Origin of the sequence: Thermobrachium celere DSM 8682 (genome assembly GCF_000430995.1) — a bacterium.
GTDB lineage: Bacteria > Bacillota > Clostridia > Clostridiales > Caloramatoraceae > Thermobrachium > Thermobrachium celere.
In genome coordinates this window covers 112,486-129,675 of sequence record NZ_HF952018.1, presented here as the reverse complement: position 1 = coordinate 129,675, position 17,190 = coordinate 112,486, and the positions used below count along the sequence as shown (strand labels likewise).

Sequence of the window (17,190 nt, the reverse complement as noted above, 5' to 3'; positions counted from 1 at the left end):
CTAAGATATTTTTTGGACTAATCTATTACATAAGTTCATATAATCATCCTTATGTCCCTCAATACTACTCTTTTTTAAAACTCCTGAAACTTCATTTGCAGCAACAATATAGATTCTATCTTTTTCTAATCTTGCATAGGCACAAGAGGCACTATGGCACCCTCCATTTAATAGCTTCATTATATATTTTTCTACCCTACAACAAAAATGAACATCCTCATTATCTATCTTTGATAATGTTTCTTTGTATGAGCTATTCCTCAAAATTTCAACACCTAAAATTCCTTGGTTTGCTGCTGGAATAAACTCATCTACATCAAAATAATCAGTAATTATTGCATCAAGATTTAGCCTCTTAAGTCCTGCAGCCGCAAGGACTACTCCATCTAGTTCTTCCTCCTCTATCTTTTTTATTCTTGTTTCTACATTCCCTCTTATTGGTACAATCTCTAAATCTCCTCTTAAACTTAAAAGCTGCATAGCTCTTCTTCTACTGCTTGTACCTATTCTTGCTCCCTTTCTAAGTTCATAAAAACTTTGTCCACTTATTGAAACAAAGGCATCCCTTGCATCCTCTCTAACGGGTGTTGCAATTATTTGAAATTCCTCTCCTAAATCAAAGGGGACATCCTTCATACTATGTACTGCACAATCTGCCTCTCCCTTTAAAAGTGCATATTCTATATCCTTTGTAAAAAGTCCCTTTCCACCAACTTTATCTAAAGTTTTATCAAGTATCATATCACCCTTTGTAGTATATAAAACCTTTTTTGCCTCTATATTTAACTTTTCTTTTATCAAATCAATTATTGTATCTGCCTGAACTTGTGCAAGTGTACTTTTTCTTGTTGCTACTCTAATCATAAAAACCTCCAAAGAACATATTTAAAACCAATTTATGTTTCTTCTTTAGATAAAAAAAATAAAAATCATCGCTATATATAAAATCAAGTATTTTTTCCTTATCTTCTCTTTTTTTAACCTCTTCTCGTATCTTCCTCATATCATATAAAAAATCTTCATACCTAAACGCAATTTTAAGAAGCTTATCCCTTAAAAAAACTGCTCCCTTTGGACTTCCGTTTGATGTAATGGCCATAGTAAAACCTTTATTTTTGGAAATAGCAGGCATAAAACTATTTCCCTCTTCTTTATCTGAACATATAATATATAGCTTGTTTAGTTTATCAAGCATATTTTTTAAATCTTTATATTCCTTAACCGCAACCACTATAAAATGATATTTACTCAATAAATCTATAGTAGCTTCATCTTTAATCAAATTTATATTTAATCTGTTAAAATCATCAATAAAATCCCTTGACATAACATCTGGTATAATTCCTTGATTTAAAAGTCCTTTGGCCTTTAAATATCCAACCCTTCCACCACCTACTATTAAAACCCTTATCCTATCTACATAAATTCCCAAAAAACCTGAATTTAAATCATAAATATCTTCTCCACTATCCTTAAACATTCTTCTCCTCTTCCCTCTAGATATTCTTGTTTTAGCACCTCTATAGCTCTATTTACATAGGCATCAGAAGTACTTTTAAATAAAACTTCCAATGTCTCAAAATCACATTTTGGATATTTATTTAAGTACGTCTTTAGTCTCCTTTTATAAACCCTATCTGAACTATTTTGAAGCTTTTTTATTACATCAGAAAGACACCTTGTATTAAGATAATTCATAAATTCCTCTAGATGTTTGTCTATAATAAATCTATTTTCCTCCATCACTCTTTTTCTTTTATCTTTATTTTCATCGTTTATTGATGTTATAGTATCTATATCAAAATAAACTATATCCTTTATATCACTCACATCTTCAACATCCCTTGGAACTGCTAAATCAAATATATATCCTCTAAACTCCTTTAACTCTTCTTTTTTTAAAACAATATGAGGTGCAGAAGTTGCTGCAATAATACCTTCAACATCCTTTATGTATTTATCTTTATCCTTGAAATTTATTATGTTTACCCTACTATCCTCTATATCAACCTTTTCAATATCCCTTACTGCAATATATAAAACATCAAAGTTTGATGAAAGAATATATTTTGCTGTAAGTTTATTTACATCACCAAAACCAAGTAGCATATACCTTCTTAATCCTTGTTTTTTACAATAATTAACCACAATTGAAGAAGATGATACAGGATATCTATTTAAGCTACTTTTTGTTCTAAACTCCTTACCACAGGATAGTGCCACATCAAACAACCTCTTTAATGTACCACTAACCGTCTTCAATTCCTCCGATAAAGTCAATGCATCCCTTATCTGACCTAATATTTGTTCTTCGCCTAATATCTTTGAATCAAAACCACAGGCTACATTTAATAGATGTAATACACACTCCTTTTCTTCTTTTATAAAAAGGATTTCTTTAAAATCATTAAAACCTAAAACTTCTATTATCTCGTCTATCTTCTTTTCACCCTCTATGTAAACTTCAGTTCTATTACAGGTTAAAAGTAAAACACAGCCATCTACAATTTGTTTAATATTAAAAAGAATTTCTTTATGCCTACTTTTTGTAAAGGACAATTTCTGTCTTATATCAAGGGGAACATCCTTAGAAATTCCAATCATATAAATCATATAATCGCCCCCTTATTTATTATTTTCAATATATCTTCAATATTAAGACCAATAGCCTCCTCCCTATCAATAACAAGTGGAATAACACCTAAATTTTGTGCTGCCCTTATCTTTTCAATCGTGCCACCTAGCACTCCACTATTTTTCATAATTATATAATCAGCCTTATATTCCTTCAAAATTGCCATATTAAACTCCACAGAAAAGGGGCCCTTTATTGCAATTATTCTATCAAGTTCAATGTTTTGTTTCATACATTCATTTATTCCTTCAACAGAAGGTAAAATCCTATATATATACCTTCTATCTCCTCTATCCTTCTCAAATATATGAATATTCTTAGAACCTATTGTAAACAAAAAGGTTCCCTTCTTTGTTTTTATAAAATTATTACATTCATAATAATCCCTAAAAACAATGCATCCCTTCAAATCAACCCTGTCTCTTTCGTATCTTAAATAAGGTATATTTTTAACCCTACAGGCCTCCTTTGCATTTTTGCTTACATTTTTGGCATAGGGATGTGAAATATCAACAACAACATCTATCTTGTTTTTTTCTATAAAATCAAGCATATCCTCAAACCCAAGCCTTAAAACAATAGGATTATACTTTTCATATTCTCTTTTCCCATCTAATGTAGCAACCGTTAATATATAATCCCTTTCTATCCCTTCAAGCAATATTCTCGTTTCAGATGTTCCACCTATAATCCATATCAAAACCTGTACCCCCTTGGTGTTATCATATATCCATTTTTTATATAGGTTTGGCTATTTCCTACTATAATTACAGTTGACATATCAATGAAATCATAATTCATATTCCTTATGTTTGAAATGATAACCTCTTGATTTTGTCGTAGGGCATTTTTAACAATACCAACTGGAGTACTATCCCTTCTATAGAGCCTAATAATATTCATAGCATATTCAAGATGATTAATCCTTCCTAAACTTTTAGGATTATATAGTGCAATCACAAAGTCAGCCTCTGCAGCTAATTTAATTCGCCTCTCTATTACATCAAAGGGAGTTAATAGGTCACTTAAGCTAATTGTACACATATCATGCATTATTGGTGCACCAAGTTGAGAAGCTGCCAAAAAAGCAGCTGTTATACCTGGTATATATTCAACTTCTACACCATCTGCCATCTCATATATTGGCCCTGCCATACCATAAAGACATGCATCACCTGAACTTATAATCGAAACCCTTTTACCTTCTCTTGCCTTGTTTATAGCATATTTACACCTTTCTATTTCCCCCTTCATAGAATTTGAATAAACTTCCTTTTCCCTTATTAACTCTTCTATTAGGCTTATATATCCTGTATATCCAACAACTATATCAGAGTCTTTAATTGCATCCATAGCCCTCTTAGACATATCTAAAATATTGCCAGATGAAATTGAAACTACATAAATTTTTCCCATACTACTCCTCCAGACAAACTGATATTGTTATTCCATCCTTTTTAAACTTCTTTACGATAAGTCTACCTCCAAGTAGCCTTGCACAGGGTTCTGAAACAGCATTAACACCTACGCTTTTATATACAAAATCATCTCTTTCACAATCTATCCTATTTATCTCATCTTTTGTAAAGAAAATAAGAGGTACCTTTAATCTTTCTTTAAGCCCCCAAAGTGCTTCTTCCTCCTTCTTAAGTTCAAAACTTGCAATCTGTTTTATAGAATTTATACTTAAATCATTTTTTATAAAGGCTGTGTTGAGCACGTCATAAAGGGTATCAATGCTTATTCCTCTTTTTAAACCAATTCCAACATTTAAAACCTTAGGCCTTAATATTAAATGTGGCCTTTTATCTTTAACCATTTTATAGGTTATATAAAGAGCAATATCTGCATCCTTACATTTATTTATATAATCATATTCAACTTCTACATCCTTAATCAAATCTATCTTTTCTTCCTCTATCATTGCCGAGGAAATGAGCTTTAAACTTTCCTTATTTTCAATAACCATACCTTTTTTCTTTGCAAATACATCAACTGAATCAATATTATGTATATCTGTTGAAGTTGTTATAACTGGTGTTGCCTTCAATATATTTGCTACATTTTTACAAAGTTCATTAGCACCGCCTATATGCCCAGAAAGTAGGCTTATTACAAAATTTGCCCCATCATCTATTACAATTACTGCAGGGTCTTCATACTTTGATTTTAAAAATTTAGCTACTAATCTTACAGCTATTCCTGTTGAGGATATAAAAATTACAGCCCTTGAATTTTTAAATATTTCTTTTAAATTATCTCTATAGGTGCTTTTATTATATAAACAAACTTCATTAAAATAATCCTTTAATCTATAGGCAATCTTCTCTCCATAGCTTGTAAAATATATAATGCTAATCATAGTGCATCCCTAAATTCGTGACTAAATTTTTTGTCATATAATTTGCTATAGGTACCACAGTCATCTAAAAAATATCCCACCAATATCTGGGCAGTCTTTTTTATGTTTTTCTCCTTAACTTTTTCTGCAATATCCTTTAATGTTCCAATAATGACCTTCTCATCCTGCCAAGTTGCCTTATATACAACTGCACAGGGTACATTTTCATCTTTATAACCTCTTTTTAATTTTTCAACAACCCTATCTATATCGTGTACAGATAAAAATATTGCCATTGAAGATTTGTGAGCTGCTAAACCTTCTAAATCCTCCTCTTCTGGTACATAGGTTCTACCTGAAATTCTTGTTAGGATAACTGTTTGAGTAACATCAGGAACTGTAAACTCCCTCTTTATCCTTGCACAGCTTGCAGTAAAGGAGGATACCCCTGGAACAACCTCATAGGGAATATTCAACTTATCAAGTTCCCTCATCTGCTCAAGTATAGCACCATATATAGTAGGATCTCCTGTATGAAGCCTAACAACCTTTTTACCCTTTTTATAAGCGTTATATATAACCTGAGTTATTTCATCTAAATTCATAGATGAACTATCATAAAATTCAACATCTTCTTTACAGAAGTTTAAATGTTCTGTGGAAACTAAAGAACCTGCATATACAACTACATCTGCCTCTTGTAAAAGTTTTCTACCCTTTACTGTAATTAAATCTACATCTCCAGGTCCTGCACCTATAAAATAAACCATAAAATCATCTCCTTCTTGCCACAATCATTGAAAGATAGTCTGTATCCATTAATATTTCTTGCCTATTTGTTAAAATCAACTCATCTTTTTGAGTGCATCTTCTTATATAAAAATATTTAAATCCCCTCTCTTCAAAAAAATCTAATATTTTCTCTTTATCTACTGTTTTTAAAACAACTACCGTATCAATATTTTCTAATGAAAGTCCTTCAACCGAGTCACAAACAATCATTTTTTCACCCTTTTTTAAGAGAGGGACTCCTATAGCAGATGAAGCAGCAATAAAGGATGGTATTCCAGATATTGTATAAGCCTCACCACCCATTTTTTTTATCTCCTCTGCTGTATAGGTAAAAGTACTGTAAACATTTGGGTCACCTAATGTCAAAAATACTGATGTTTTATCCCTAGAAACCTCCATTATCCTTTGTGCACAGCTTCTATATACATCCCTACTACATCCCATTGGAATATCAAGAAAAACAATATTTTGCCTATTTTTTAAAATAGGTTTTGCTATCTCATAGGCAATAGACTTACCCTTTGATTCAGGAATAAATATATACGCTGCCCCTTCTATTTCTTTAACTGCCTTTAGAGTCAAAAGTTCAAAATCTCCAGGCCCTACTCCAATTCCTATAAGTTTCAACTTTTCACCGCCTTTACAATAAACACAGGATTATTTGCTCTAAACATAATTCCATCAAAATTTGCTATATTTATAAGCTTAACTTCTAAATTATAATTACCTAAACCTTCAAGCATTTTGATATACTTGTTTGTAATAAAATTAGCTACTATTATACCTCCCCTTTTTAGCCTCCTATCTACAAGGTTTAATATTTCTTCTATATTTCCATCTGTTCCACCTATAAAACATTTATCAAAATCTAAATCTAAAATAACCTCCTCTGCTCTTTTGTTTATTACCCTTATATCAACATTAAACTTTTCTATATTCCTTTTAATAATATCTATAGCCTCCATATCCTTTTCTATTGAAATAACCTTTGCACCTAATTTACTTGCCTGTATTGAAATACTTCCTGTACCTGCACCTATGTCTAAAAGAACATCTCCCTCTTTAATATCAAGGAGTGCTAAAGATACTACTCTTGTTTCAAACTTAGTCATAGGCACCCTTGAACGAATAAACTCTTCATCCCTAATCCACATAACAAATCACCACACTTAAATCTGAAAATTCTCTAAAGCAATCTCCAATTTTTCCCTCTACTATTTTCTCATCAGGGTAAGATAGGTTGTATCCTACAAAAATTCGTCCCCTTTTACCCATTTCAAATAGTTTTTTAGAAATAGAACTAGGTGAATTAATTCTATCGGTAAAAATTGCATACACACCTGAATTTATATCCTCAAAATCTCTGCCGTGAAGACTTATGATTTTTGCATTTGACCAGCTTCTTTTTATTTTAGAAAACATATACTGAACAGATGAAATAGATGAAACAACCTCCTCTACCTCTATGTTGTTTTTTATAAGATACTCTAAAACACCATAAAGACAGGGGTCTCCCGATGCTACAAAACAAGCATCCTTATAATTTAAAAGTTCATCTAATGATTTTATAATAATAGGTGTACATATCTCTTCCAAATCCTTTGCAACCCTTTTAAATGCTACAACCTTATTTGAATTTTTAATCCTTTCAACTGCCTCAAGACTTGCATACCTTAGATTACCTGGTCCTATCCCAACAACTATCAAATACATCACCTCTAAATGTATACATTACAATCCTTATATTAAAATCATCCCCTAAAAGTCTCTTTATCTTAAAAATTGCTCCATTTAACATATCCAAAATAACAAAGTTATACCCATTATCCACTAAAAAACACACAACCTCCTCAGCTGTTGTCATTTTATCTACTTTATCAATTACCTCATAATCAATATGATTTTTAGCAAGATAATACACAAAGGACTCCATCCTCAAATCTGATATGTGGCTATGGGTATTAAAGGCACCTATACTTACTTTGCATAATTTGCCAACATGTCCCACCAATGTTACCCTTTTAAATCCTAATATTTTCGCATACTGCAACGATTCACCTACAAAATTAGATATAATTACACCTTCTCCTAATCCTTTTTTTAAAGCAAACTCCTCTCCATGATTTCCAAAACACAAAACAATTTCATCCCCTGTTTTTCTTTTTATTTCTAATTCCATAAAAATTGTCTTTAAAAGTGCCTCATTTGACATAGGCTTTACTATTCCTGTTGTTCCAAGAATAGAAATTCCACCTTCTATTTTCAATCTGCTATTGAAGGTTTTTTTTGCAATTTTCTCTCCATCTGGAGCATAAACCAAGACATCTGCTCCCCTTAAAAACTTTCTTATCACCTTTTCAATCATCTCTCTTGGAATTTTGTTTATTGCTGCCTCTCCCTTTTTACCATAGGGGGTATCCTCAACAAATCTTCCTATTCCAACTCCACCATCTATTAAAACCTTATCATCATCCCTCTCCTTTAACTTTACATATATCTTCATTCCATCTGTAACATCCATATCATCACCTGCATCCTTAATTGCATAGCAGGTTGCCCATCCATCATCAATTCTATGTCCATATAAATTTATATTAAGTTTTACTCCTGATTTTGTTTCTATCTTAACCTCATCAAGTTTAATTCCCTTTAAAAGGTATATACATCCTAAAGTTGCTGCCTGTGCACAGCTTCCTGTTGTATATCCACATCTTAATCTTTTCCCATAGACAAACTCAAACATACTATCCCACCATATATATAATTGAATTTAATATAGCTGCAGCAACATTACTTCCACCCTTTGTACCTACCGTCGTAATCTGAGGTACTTCAACTTTTCTAAGTTCTTCCTTTGATTCCTCTGCCCCAACAAAACCAACTGGAACCCCAATTACAAGATTAGGTTTTATATTTCCTTTATTTATATGTTCAATCAACCTAAAAAGTGCAGTTGGAGCATTTCCTATAACAAAAACTTCATAGCCTAAACCCACTGCTATGTCAACTGAAGCCATTGAACGTGTTATATCCTCTTCCTTTGCTCTTTTAAACGTTTCTTCACTATCTATAAAACAATCAATCTCACAAGATAGCTCCTTTAATTTTCTTTTGTTTATGCCAGAATAGGCCATCCTTGTATCTGTAAATATCTTTGTTCCCTTCTTTAGTGTTTGAAGCCCACTCTCTACTGGATTATTTTTAAAAACTACAATATTTTCATAGTCATAGTCTCCTGTTGTATGTATCATCCTCATAACAACTTTTAATTCCTTATCTTTAAAAAGTCCCTTTAAATTTCCGCCTATTATTTCAAAACTTTTTTTCTCTATCTCAGTTGGATTTTTCAAATACAAATTCCTTCCCCCTTTAATCTGTCTATCAATATATCAACAATTAAACTATGATACTCAATCGGTCTTTTAAAAACTATTTCAATATCAAACTCATCCTTCATATTCCTTAATATATCTGGTATGTCCTCCTTAATATGTATTCCCTCAAATAAGAAGTATGGAAGTACGTCTACCTCCTCTATTCCTTCCTCCTTCATCTTCAAAAAGGCATCCTCAATACTTGGATTAGCATTTTCCATAAAGGCTATATAAACTTTTTTATCTATCCTATTAGAAAGCTCCCTTGATACTTTTATAAAAACCTCCTTTGCCTCCTTTGCTCTACTTCCATGTCCTACTAACAAAATCGCCTTCATACTTCTTTACTCCCTTCTATCTTGTCTAACATTTTATTAAAACCCTCTATATTTCCAACAAAGCTTATGTGTGGATACATAGCACAAACATTTTTATACCTATAACCACACTTCCATGTAGCTTCTCCCATTGTTTTTTTTACCTCGACATATCTTTTATCTTCTATATCTATAATTGACCTGTGGAATTCATGTCCTGTAAACTTATCATATTTATCTCCAATTAAAAATTCTTCGTTTAAACACATATCCACATATCCAAAGTTTTGTAGCTTATTTGTCATCCTAGCCCTTCCATTAAATACTCCAACCATCTCTTCTCCCTCTATCTCTTTAGTTAAATACATAAGACCTCCACATTCTGCATATATGTATCCACCACTTTCTGCATATTCTTTAATTGCTTTCTTCATAGTTTTATTTATTGCAAGCTCTGACTTAAAAACCTCTGGATATCCACCACCTATATATAAAAAATCACATTTTGGAATACAATAATCCCTTAAAGGAGATACATATTGTACATTACAACATTTTTCTAAAAACAAAATATTTTCTCTATAGTAAAAGGAAAAGGCTATATCCCTTAAAATACAAACATCTATCCTTCTTTTTTTAAATTCCAAATTTGTTTTATATAAAACATCATTAAAAAGGCTAATTAAATAATCTAAATCTATATTTTCCCTAATTTTATTTGCCATCTTTTCTATAATTAAAGAAGAATTGTAGACCTCCCCACTTTGAACTAAGCCAAGGTGTCTTGATTTTACTACTAACCCCTCATCATCCTCTATAAATCCTAAAACTCTAATTCCAACATATTCCTCTAACTTTGGTTTTATTAGGTCATAAATCTTCTTACTGGTTTTATTTAAGATAATCCCCTTTATTCTTCCTCCTGAAAAATCAACTGCTCCCTTAATCTTTGGTATCATAGAGAACATCTCGCCCTTTGGTGTATATAAAAGAATAACATTTATATTTAACTCCCTTGAAATATCAAAACTTGAATTAGTATAGGTATTATATATACCATCAAAATATCCCATAGCCCCCTCAATTACTGCATAGTCTTTTTTCTCAATAAATAGGCACTCCTTTGCCCCTTCTCTCCCTTGAAGGTGAAAATCAATGTTTTGAGCCATACAACCTGCAGCTTGAGAAAGATATTGTGTATCTATATAATCTGGGCCTACCTTTACAGGAAGAATATCAAATCCTAAATCTGATAAAAGTTTTATAAGTCCTGCTGTAAAAAGAGTTTTTCCACTACCACTATTTAATGCTGATATCATTAATGCTTTCATATAGTTCATCCTTTCCAAGTGTTTCAAGGGGATAAAATTTTATATTAGATGAAATCCTCTTTAAATAAAAATCCCTCTTTTCCCTATCATCATAAATAATTGATAGCATATTACCGCTATGGGCACCTATAATACCATAACCATCGCAGCATCTACATAGTTTTAAAATATCATCTAAATAAGTATAGGAGAGCCGCCTTTGATTTCTCTTTATACTCTCTGTTGAAACATAGGATAACTTCTCCGTTGATTTTTCCTTTACTGCCTCCTTTAAAATAGGGACTAAATCATCAACCCTTTCTAAAGGCACCTTTACTTCCCTATTGAATCTCAAGGTATCTACACCCTCTTTCCCCTCAAAACAAATACAGTAGAATTTAAAATATTCTCCAAGACTCATCCTAAAATTACCCGTTTTATAATCAAACAATGTAGCATTACTAAAGATTATACTGTCAGTTGGTTCTACATTTATTGATGCCTTTACAAATTCATCTATGTCAAATTGCCTTCTATGTTCCTTTATAAGTGCTAGATAGGCTGCAAGTATATCTGCTGTACTGCTTGCAAACCCCTTCATCTTGGGTATATTAGACTCTATTGAGACTTTATAATTTAATTCTATTTTCCATATTTTTGAAATTTCTTTTATAAAAGAATAGGTCTTTATATTATCATCTATATAACCATCTTGCTTTAAAAGATAGACTCTTGTATAAAGATTTACTGGAAAAGAACAAAGAACATCAACTCCATTATAGTTTCCCTGCAGAACCTCTCCTAAACTGCCATAGGCTACAGCACTAATCATATATTGCCTCCCTAAATGCCTTTAAAAAAATATCATTCTTCTCTCTATCCTTTATGGCAATTCTTATATACCTTTCATCTAATCCCTCAAAACTTGAACACTTTCTTATTAATATCCCTTTTTCTAACATTCTTCTAAAAATTTCCTCTTCATTGTGTTTTAATAGCTTTATCAATATAAAATTTGAATGCGTATTATATGCAACTATATTCTCAATGCTCCGTAACTCCATAAGCATATATCTTCTCTCTTTTTCAATATACTCTTTAGAAACTCTTAAATACTCTCTATCTCTTAAGAATTTAAGTGCCAATGCATTTGCAAAGGAATTTACATTCCAAGGAAGAAGTAATTTATCTATCTTTTCTTTAATATCTATCGAAACATAAGCATATCCAAGTCTTATACCAGGAAGAGAAAAGAACTTTGTAGCAGCCCTTATTATTGCCACATTGCTCTTATCTTTTAAAAGCTCTATACTGTCATAGTCGCAAGAAAACTCATAAAAGGCCTCATCTAAAAGAAGAAAAACATCTCTTTTAGTACAGATTTCATATATTTCTAAAAGAATATCTTTTGGTATCCTCAAACCAGTTGGATTATTAGGGTTTCCAAGAATTAATAGGTCTCCTCTCTTTAAATCCTTAAACCTATTTACATCAACATTAAAATTTTCATCAAGTGGTATCTTTAAAATATCCTTTTCTCTAATAACTGCCCTTTCTATGTATTCACTAAAGCAAGGAATACATACAACAATCCTTTTAAATGCACAAATAAAGGCATCTATAATCTCTACAGCGCCATTTCCTAAAACAACATTTTCTTTTTTGCATCCTAAATATTCTGCTACTGCCTCCTTTAATTCTCTATATTCTAAGTCTGGATAAATATATGCATCTTTAAAATCAATGTTTATATCATATCTCATTGGATTTATATTACTTGAAAAATCTATTATCCTTTCTTTATTAAATTGATATATACATCCTCCGTGCCTCATCTTAAACACCACCAAACTACTGTAAATAAGACTATATATAAAATCTCTGTTTTATACATAATCACTATACTTTTCTTTACGTCATCCCTCTGAAGTGGCCTTAACCTATCCCCTATAGTTGGTTTTTCAACAAGTTCACCAAAATAATAATTACTCCCTCCAAGTTGAACTCCAAGTATTCCTGCAGCTGCTCCCTCTGGATATGCACAGTTTGGACTTTTATGATTTTTTCTATCCCTAATCATAATCCTAAAGGACCTTTTTATATATTTAGGGTTGGATAAGACCATAAGTAGCCCTGTTAACCTTGCAGGAATAAAGTTTGCTATATCATCAGTTTTTGCAGGAAAAAATCCTATCCTTTTAAATCTCTCATTTTTATATCCAAGCATAGAATCCATTGTATTTATCATCTTATAACAAAGGGCTAGTGGTGCCCCATATATGCTTGCATAAAAAAGAGGTGCTATTACTCCATCTGAAGTATTTTCTGCTACAGTTTCTACTGTTGCACGTACAATTTCTTCTTCCTTTAAATTTTTAGTATCACGTCCAACAATATATGAAAGTCTAAGTCTTGCACTTTCTAAAGATTCCTTTAAAGCATTATAAACCTTATTTGCTTCATCTGAGAGGCATCTTGCTGCAATTGTAGTATAGAGTAGGTAAGTATTTACTATGTGATAGATTACTTTATATGGTTTTAATAAATTTAAAATATAAAGAGGTATAAAAAAGGCAATTATTACGTTAAAAAATACAATCAAAAAACCTGCAAAATAGAGCATATTTCCTTTAAAAAGCCTTCTTGAAACCTTCTCCTCTATGGATATAATCTTTCCCATTAACTTCACAGGATGAGGAACATCTTCTGGGTCACCTAAAATTAAATCTAATACAAATGCAAGTATTAAATCCATCATAGTAGACTATATATATACTCAATATCAACATTTTCCCTGAAGATTTCCTCAAGCCTATCAAGCTCCCTGCTTCTTATCTCATTTAAATCTAACGAACTTTTTTCCTCTAATCCCTTTTTTCTTCTTATTTTGTTTAATATATAACTTCTAAACTCTCCTGAATCAAAAATTCCGTGAACATAGGTTCCATAAAATCTGTCTTCTTTATAATCTCCATCTAACCTATCTTTTAAATATACAAAGGGATTTTTATTATTTACTGTTAATCCCATATGTATTTCATATCCATAAACTCTATTGGAAAAGGCTGTGCCTTCTACTCTCTCAAGTCTCTTTTCCTTTAAAAATACTGTTTTTGTTTCAAATATACCAAGTCCATCCTCATATTCTCCCTTTTGGACTTCTACTCCTTCTTCATCGACTAGCTCTTTTCCCATCATTTGGTATCCACCACATATACCAAATACAATTCCATCAAAATTTTTTATTGCTTGTTCAAACCCCTTTTGCTTTAGCCATCTTAAATCAGATATTGTATTTTTACTTCCTGGAATAATAACCATATCAGAACCTGCCATCTCCTCTGGTCTTGATATGAATTTTAACGTTACATCCTCCTCAAACTTAAAGGCATCAAAATCAGTAAAATTTGATATTTTAGGTAGCCTAACTACAGCTACATTTATTCCTTCTCTTAAAAAGTTTTTAAAACCTGATGCACTATCCTCATCATCTAAGTTAAACTCAAAATATGGTACGACACCAATAACCTTAACTGGTATAAGCTCCTCTAGCATCTTTATTCCAGGCTCGAGCAGTGATTTATCTCCTCGAAATTTATTTATAATAACTCCCTTTATTCTTCTTCTCTCCTTCTTATTAAGAAGCATATATGTACCATATATTTGGGCAAATACTCCTCCTCTATCTATATCTGCCACAAGTATTACATTGCTATCTGCCAACTCTGCCATACCCATATTTACAAAATCATCTTTCTTTAAGTTAATCTCTGCAGGACTTCCAGCCCCCTCTATAACAACCACATCATACTTATCTTCAATCTCTTTATAAATTTCATATACTTTGTTCTTTAAACGTGGTTTAAAATCAAAATACTCCTTTGCTCCCATATTAGAAATTGGTTTTCCCATAAAAATGACTTGACTTTTGTGGTCTGTTGTAGGCTTTAATAAAATGGGATTCATATAAACCTTAGGTTCAATATTTGCAGCAAAGGCCTGAAGAGCCTGAGCCCTTCCCATCTCATATCCTTCTATTGTTACAAAGGAATTGAGGGACATATTTTGAGACTTAAAGGGACAAACACTATATCCATCCTTATAAAATATCCTACATAGTGCTGCAGCTGTTAAACTTTTACCACAGGATGATGATGTTCCCTGAATCATTATCTTCATAAAATCACTCCTAAAACTTATTAAGATAAAAGTAACAAAAAAGATAAATATATAAGTATTAAGGCTAATCTTTTAAAACTAAAACTAAAATTCCTCAAATTTGAGCTTCTACCTATATAGCATCTTGTATTTAATGCATCCTTTATTTCTTTGTATCTCTTTAAGGTATTTATAAAAAGAACCGCAGAGAGCCTACCTGTATCCTCTATCTTTGCCTTTATACCTAAGAAACCACATCTTGACTTCATTGATTTATTTATAAGCATCATTTCATCCTCAAGAACAAATAAAAACCTAAACATCATCTCCATAATTTCTGCTGTGTCCTTTAAAATTGAAACCCTTTTTAAACATCCTAAAATATCATCAATAGGAGTGGTAAAAATAAACAAAGTTAATATTAAGGAGGATAAAAAGCTTCTTAAAAGAATAACCCTAAAAAAATCTATTCCCATTTCAAAGGAATAAACAGCACCAGATACAATAGAAAAAACTATTATTCCTAAAATATATTTAAATACTAATTTTTTTGGAGTTTTAAAATAAAGGTGAAGAAGTATCATAAAAATTAAGTTTAGAAACATTACTTTTATATTTTCACAGGAGCTTATTATTACAATAGAAAATACACAAAATATAAACTTCTCCACTGGATGTATGTATCTGGCACTGCTATTTCTTGAGTACATATCAACACTCTTTAACATTCTTCTTCCTTCCTACATAATAACCTATAAAATATGCACCAAGTCCTGCCTGTAGAGCAAATAAAAGGCTTTCAATTTCTCCTGAAGGTGGTTCCCATATTGAACTAAACCAAGGCTTATAATTGCCATCTATCTCAACAATCTTCTCTTCAATCAAATCATCTGCTCCTCCAAATTCACCTCCCCTTGAGCCTATGAAAAGAGATATAACAACCAAAAGAGCACAAAGGGAAAGTAAAAATATATTCCTTCTCTTCATTATTTCACCTCCAAAATCTTCATCTCTTCTGATGAGTGTCTTTCTATATATTCAAAAATTACAACTGTCAGTATTCCCTCCATTATTGCAAGTGGAATTTGTGTTATTGCAAATATTGAAACAAATTTTATGAATGCACCTATAAAACCTGCCTTATTAAAGGCAAGTGCAAGCTGTATAGATGTAATAATATAGGTTGTAAAATCTCCAAAGAATGCTGCTAAAAATACTGCTAAACTTTTATTTTTATTTTTTAAGAATTTATAAATTATAAATGCTACAAAGGGACCTACAACTCCCATTGAAAAGGTATTTGCACCAAGGGTCGTTATCCCACCGTGGGCTAAAAGCAATGCTTGAAATATAAGAACTATCATAGACAAAAATGATGTTACAAAGGGGCCAAATAATATTGCTGCAAGTCCAGTTCCTGTAGGATGAGAACAAGAACCTGTAACAGATGGAAGTTTTAAGGCTGATAAAAGAAATATAAAGGCTCCAGAGAGTGCCATTAACATCTTTACATCCTTATTGTCTGCCCTTTTAATTTTAATTGCACCCTTTATTACAAATGGAAGCATTAATATGTAGTAGAGAGCTGCCCAAAAGGGTGGCAAAAATCCTTCTCCTATGTGCATTGCATAGGCACATTTAGGTAACAAAATTAAAATAAGAAAAAGAATAAGTTTTTTATTTTTCATTTAAACCCCTCCATTTAATCTTTTTATATACCAATAACAACCATCATAGGTTGTTATTATAGACATACTACAATTCTCAACTTGAAATTTATAAAAATAGTCATAGCTATCAAATACTAAAGACAGAATACAACGTATTACTCCACCCGAGGTTACAACCAAAATATCTCCCTCTTCCTTTTTTATATCCTGTAAAAACTCTTCTACCCTTCTAAAAAGCTCCATAAGGCTCTCACCCTGTGGAATCTTATAGTTTTTATAATCCCTACACCAAACATCATATTCATCTTTAAACTCCCTTTGGATTTGTGTATAGTCTTTATCCTCAAATATGCCAAAATTTAGTTCAAAGAGCCTTTCATCAACTTCAAAATCCCCAAAATAGGCTGCTGTCTGCCTACATCTTTTAAGGGGACTTGATATTATTCTTTTAAATTTAACGTTATTTTTTTTACTTATTTCTTCTGCCTGTTTATGCCCAAGCTCCGATAATTCCTCATCCTTTCTTCCTATATACTTTTTTAGCTCATTTCCCTCTACACTTCCGTGCCTTAAAAGATACAAATTAAGCATAT

At 31.6% G+C, this 17,190-nt stretch carries 22 protein-coding genes; all 22 read right to left on the bottom strand.

Annotation, left to right across the window (positions count from 1 at the left end; all coding sequences use genetic code 11):
- From hemC to TCEL_RS01165, 22 genes are read right to left on the bottom strand one after another with little or no spacing between them, the layout of a single operon-like run.
- Positions 1-864: a hydroxymethylbilane synthase gene (hemC, locus tag TCEL_RS01270; protein WP_018660319.1), complete on the bottom strand. Its 864-nt coding sequence runs from the start codon at positions 862-864 to the stop codon at positions 1-3.
- Complete coding sequence (locus TCEL_RS01265) at positions 857-1,480, bottom strand: NAD(P)-dependent oxidoreductase (RefSeq protein WP_018660318.1); 624 nt, start codon at positions 1,478-1,480, stop codon at positions 857-859. Before TCEL_RS01265 ends, hemC begins: the two co-directional genes overlap by 8 nt.
- A complete protein-coding gene (hemA, locus tag TCEL_RS01260; RefSeq protein ID WP_018660317.1) occupies positions 1,444-2,613 on the bottom strand; it encodes a glutamyl-tRNA reductase in 1,170 nt (389 codons plus the stop codon). The genes TCEL_RS01265 and hemA overlap by 37 nt, the downstream gene beginning before the upstream one ends.
- Positions 2,610-3,335: a precorrin-6A reductase gene (gene cobK, locus TCEL_RS01255; protein ID WP_018660316.1), complete on the bottom strand. Its 726-nt coding sequence runs from the start codon at positions 3,333-3,335 to the stop codon at positions 2,610-2,612. The genes hemA and cobK overlap by 4 nt, the downstream gene beginning before the upstream one ends.
- A complete protein-coding gene (gene cobJ, locus TCEL_RS01250; protein ID WP_018660315.1) occupies positions 3,332-4,051 on the bottom strand; it encodes a precorrin-3B C(17)-methyltransferase in 720 nt (239 codons plus the stop codon). The genes cobK and cobJ overlap by 4 nt, the downstream gene beginning before the upstream one ends.
- A 1-nt stretch (position 4,052) precedes the next feature.
- Complete coding sequence (cbiG, locus tag TCEL_RS01245) at positions 4,053-4,997, bottom strand: cobalt-precorrin 5A hydrolase (protein ID WP_018660314.1); 945 nt, start codon at positions 4,995-4,997, stop codon at positions 4,053-4,055.
- The gene (gene cobM / locus TCEL_RS01240; protein WP_018660312.1) at positions 4,994-5,746 is read right to left on the bottom strand and encodes a precorrin-4 C(11)-methyltransferase; all 753 of its coding nucleotides are present in this window, start codon (positions 5,744-5,746) and stop codon (positions 4,994-4,996) included. The genes cbiG and cobM overlap by 4 nt, the downstream gene beginning before the upstream one ends.
- Before the next feature lie 4 nt (positions 5,747-5,750).
- Positions 5,751-6,395 carry a precorrin-2 C(20)-methyltransferase gene (locus TCEL_RS01235; RefSeq protein WP_018660310.1) on the bottom strand — a complete coding sequence of 215 codons (645 nt, stop codon included), beginning with the start codon at positions 6,393-6,395 and terminating at the stop codon, positions 5,751-5,753.
- Positions 6,392-6,922, bottom strand: a complete 531-nt coding sequence (gene cbiT, locus TCEL_RS01230) for a precorrin-6Y C5,15-methyltransferase (decarboxylating) subunit CbiT (protein ID WP_018660307.1) — start codon at positions 6,920-6,922, stop codon at positions 6,392-6,394. Before cbiT ends, TCEL_RS01235 begins: the two co-directional genes overlap by 4 nt.
- Positions 6,912-7,475, bottom strand: coding sequence for a precorrin-6y C5,15-methyltransferase (decarboxylating) subunit CbiE (cbiE, locus tag TCEL_RS01225; protein WP_018660305.1), 564 nt, complete (start codon positions 7,473-7,475; stop codon positions 6,912-6,914). The genes cbiT and cbiE overlap by 11 nt, the downstream gene beginning before the upstream one ends.
- A complete protein-coding gene (cbiD, locus tag TCEL_RS01220; RefSeq protein ID WP_018660303.1) occupies positions 7,447-8,511 on the bottom strand; it encodes a cobalt-precorrin-5B (C(1))-methyltransferase CbiD in 1,065 nt (354 codons plus the stop codon). Before cbiD ends, cbiE begins: the two co-directional genes overlap by 29 nt.
- Position 8,512: 1 nt before the next feature.
- Positions 8,513-9,124, bottom strand: coding sequence for a precorrin-8X methylmutase (locus TCEL_RS01215; RefSeq protein ID WP_018660301.1), 612 nt, complete (start codon positions 9,122-9,124; stop codon positions 8,513-8,515).
- On the bottom strand, positions 9,115-9,480 hold the full coding sequence (locus TCEL_RS01210) for a sirohydrochlorin chelatase (RefSeq protein ID WP_018660299.1): 366 nt from the start codon (positions 9,478-9,480) through the stop codon (positions 9,115-9,117). Before TCEL_RS01210 ends, TCEL_RS01215 begins: the two co-directional genes overlap by 10 nt.
- The gene (locus TCEL_RS01205; RefSeq protein ID WP_242823430.1) at positions 9,477-10,799 is read right to left on the bottom strand and encodes a cobyrinic acid a,c-diamide synthase CobB; all 1,323 of its coding nucleotides are present in this window, start codon (positions 10,797-10,799) and stop codon (positions 9,477-9,479) included. Before TCEL_RS01205 ends, TCEL_RS01210 begins: the two co-directional genes overlap by 4 nt.
- On the bottom strand, positions 10,759-11,601 hold the full coding sequence (locus TCEL_RS01200) for a GHMP family kinase ATP-binding protein (RefSeq protein ID WP_018660296.1): 843 nt from the start codon (positions 11,599-11,601) through the stop codon (positions 10,759-10,761). The genes TCEL_RS01205 and TCEL_RS01200 overlap by 41 nt, the downstream gene beginning before the upstream one ends.
- Positions 11,594-12,604 carry a pyridoxal phosphate-dependent aminotransferase gene (locus tag TCEL_RS01195; protein ID WP_018660293.1) on the bottom strand — a complete coding sequence of 337 codons (1,011 nt, stop codon included), beginning with the start codon at positions 12,602-12,604 and terminating at the stop codon, positions 11,594-11,596. The genes TCEL_RS01200 and TCEL_RS01195 overlap by 8 nt, the downstream gene beginning before the upstream one ends.
- The gene (gene cbiB, locus TCEL_RS01190) at positions 12,601-13,527 is read right to left on the bottom strand and encodes an adenosylcobinamide-phosphate synthase CbiB (RefSeq protein WP_040683703.1); all 927 of its coding nucleotides are present in this window, start codon (positions 13,525-13,527) and stop codon (positions 12,601-12,603) included. The genes TCEL_RS01195 and cbiB overlap by 4 nt, the downstream gene beginning before the upstream one ends.
- On the bottom strand, positions 13,524-14,948 hold the full coding sequence (locus TCEL_RS01185; RefSeq protein WP_018660289.1) for a cobyric acid synthase: 1,425 nt from the start codon (positions 14,946-14,948) through the stop codon (positions 13,524-13,526). Before TCEL_RS01185 ends, cbiB begins: the two co-directional genes overlap by 4 nt.
- Positions 14,949-14,968: 20 nt before the next feature.
- A complete protein-coding gene (locus tag TCEL_RS01180; RefSeq protein ID WP_018660287.1) occupies positions 14,969-15,655 on the bottom strand; it encodes an energy-coupling factor transporter transmembrane component T family protein in 687 nt (228 codons plus the stop codon).
- Positions 15,639-15,914: an energy-coupling factor ABC transporter substrate-binding protein gene (locus TCEL_RS01175; RefSeq protein ID WP_018660286.1), complete on the bottom strand. Its 276-nt coding sequence runs from the start codon at positions 15,912-15,914 to the stop codon at positions 15,639-15,641. Before TCEL_RS01175 ends, TCEL_RS01180 begins: the two co-directional genes overlap by 17 nt.
- Positions 15,914-16,615 (bottom strand): energy-coupling factor ABC transporter permease, encoded by a 702-nt coding sequence (locus TCEL_RS01170; protein WP_018660285.1) that lies wholly within the window; start codon positions 16,613-16,615, stop codon positions 15,914-15,916. The genes TCEL_RS01175 and TCEL_RS01170 overlap by 1 nt, the downstream gene beginning before the upstream one ends.
- Positions 16,616-17,188, bottom strand: a complete 573-nt coding sequence (locus TCEL_RS01165) for a histidine phosphatase family protein (protein WP_018660284.1) — start codon at positions 17,186-17,188, stop codon at positions 16,616-16,618. It abuts the gene before it with no gap.
- Between the last annotated feature and the right edge of the window lie 2 nt (positions 17,189-17,190).

Excerpts from the sequence above, each read along its gene's own strand:
- hemC (WP_018660319.1), bottom strand. The coding sequence starts at position 864 with ATGATTAGAGTAGCAACAAGAAAAAGTACACTTGCACAAGTTCAGGCA.
- TCEL_RS01265 (WP_018660318.1), bottom strand. The coding sequence starts at position 1,480 with ATGTTTAAGGATAGTGGAGAAGATATTTATGATTTAAATTCAGGTTTT.
- hemA (WP_018660317.1), bottom strand. The coding sequence starts at position 2,613 with ATGATTTATATGATTGGAATTTCTAAGGATGTTCCCCTTGATATAAGA.
- cobJ (WP_018660315.1), bottom strand. The coding sequence starts at position 4,051 with ATGGGAAAAATTTATGTAGTTTCAATTTCATCTGGCAATATTTTAGAT.
- cbiG (WP_018660314.1), bottom strand. The coding sequence starts at position 4,997 with ATGATTAGCATTATATATTTTACAAGCTATGGAGAGAAGATTGCCTAT.
- cobM (WP_018660312.1), bottom strand. The coding sequence starts at position 5,746 with ATGGTTTATTTTATAGGTGCAGGACCTGGAGATGTAGATTTAATTACA.
- cbiT (WP_018660307.1), bottom strand. The coding sequence starts at position 6,922 with ATGTGGATTAGGGATGAAGAGTTTATTCGTTCAAGGGTGCCTATGACT.
- cbiD (WP_018660303.1), bottom strand. The coding sequence starts at position 8,511 with ATGTTTGAGTTTGTCTATGGGAAAAGATTAAGATGTGGATATACAACA.
- TCEL_RS01210 (WP_018660299.1), bottom strand. The coding sequence starts at position 9,480 with ATGAAGGCGATTTTGTTAGTAGGACATGGAAGTAGAGCAAAGGAGGCA.
- TCEL_RS01205 (WP_242823430.1), bottom strand. The coding sequence starts at position 10,799 with ATGAACTATATGAAAGCATTAATGATATCAGCATTAAATAGTGGTAGT.
- TCEL_RS01200 (WP_018660296.1), bottom strand. The coding sequence starts at position 11,601 with ATGATTAGTGCTGTAGCCTATGGCAGTTTAGGAGAGGTTCTGCAGGGA.
- TCEL_RS01195 (WP_018660293.1), bottom strand. The coding sequence starts at position 12,604 with ATGAGGCACGGAGGATGTATATATCAATTTAATAAAGAAAGGATAATA.
- cbiB (WP_040683703.1), bottom strand. The coding sequence starts at position 13,527 with ATGATGGATTTAATACTTGCATTTGTATTAGATTTAATTTTAGGTGAC.
- TCEL_RS01185 (WP_018660289.1), bottom strand. The coding sequence starts at position 14,948 with ATGAAGATAATGATTCAGGGAACATCATCATCCTGTGGTAAAAGTTTA.
- TCEL_RS01180 (WP_018660287.1), bottom strand. The coding sequence starts at position 15,655 with ATGTTAAAGAGTGTTGATATGTACTCAAGAAATAGCAGTGCCAGATAC.
- TCEL_RS01175 (WP_018660286.1), bottom strand. The coding sequence starts at position 15,914 with ATGAAGAGAAGGAATATATTTTTACTTTCCCTTTGTGCTCTTTTGGTT.
- TCEL_RS01170 (WP_018660285.1), bottom strand. The coding sequence starts at position 16,615 with ATGAAAAATAAAAAACTTATTCTTTTTCTTATTTTAATTTTGTTACCT.
- TCEL_RS01165 (WP_018660284.1), bottom strand. The coding sequence starts at position 17,188 with ATGCTTAATTTGTATCTTTTAAGGCACGGAAGTGTAGAGGGAAATGAG.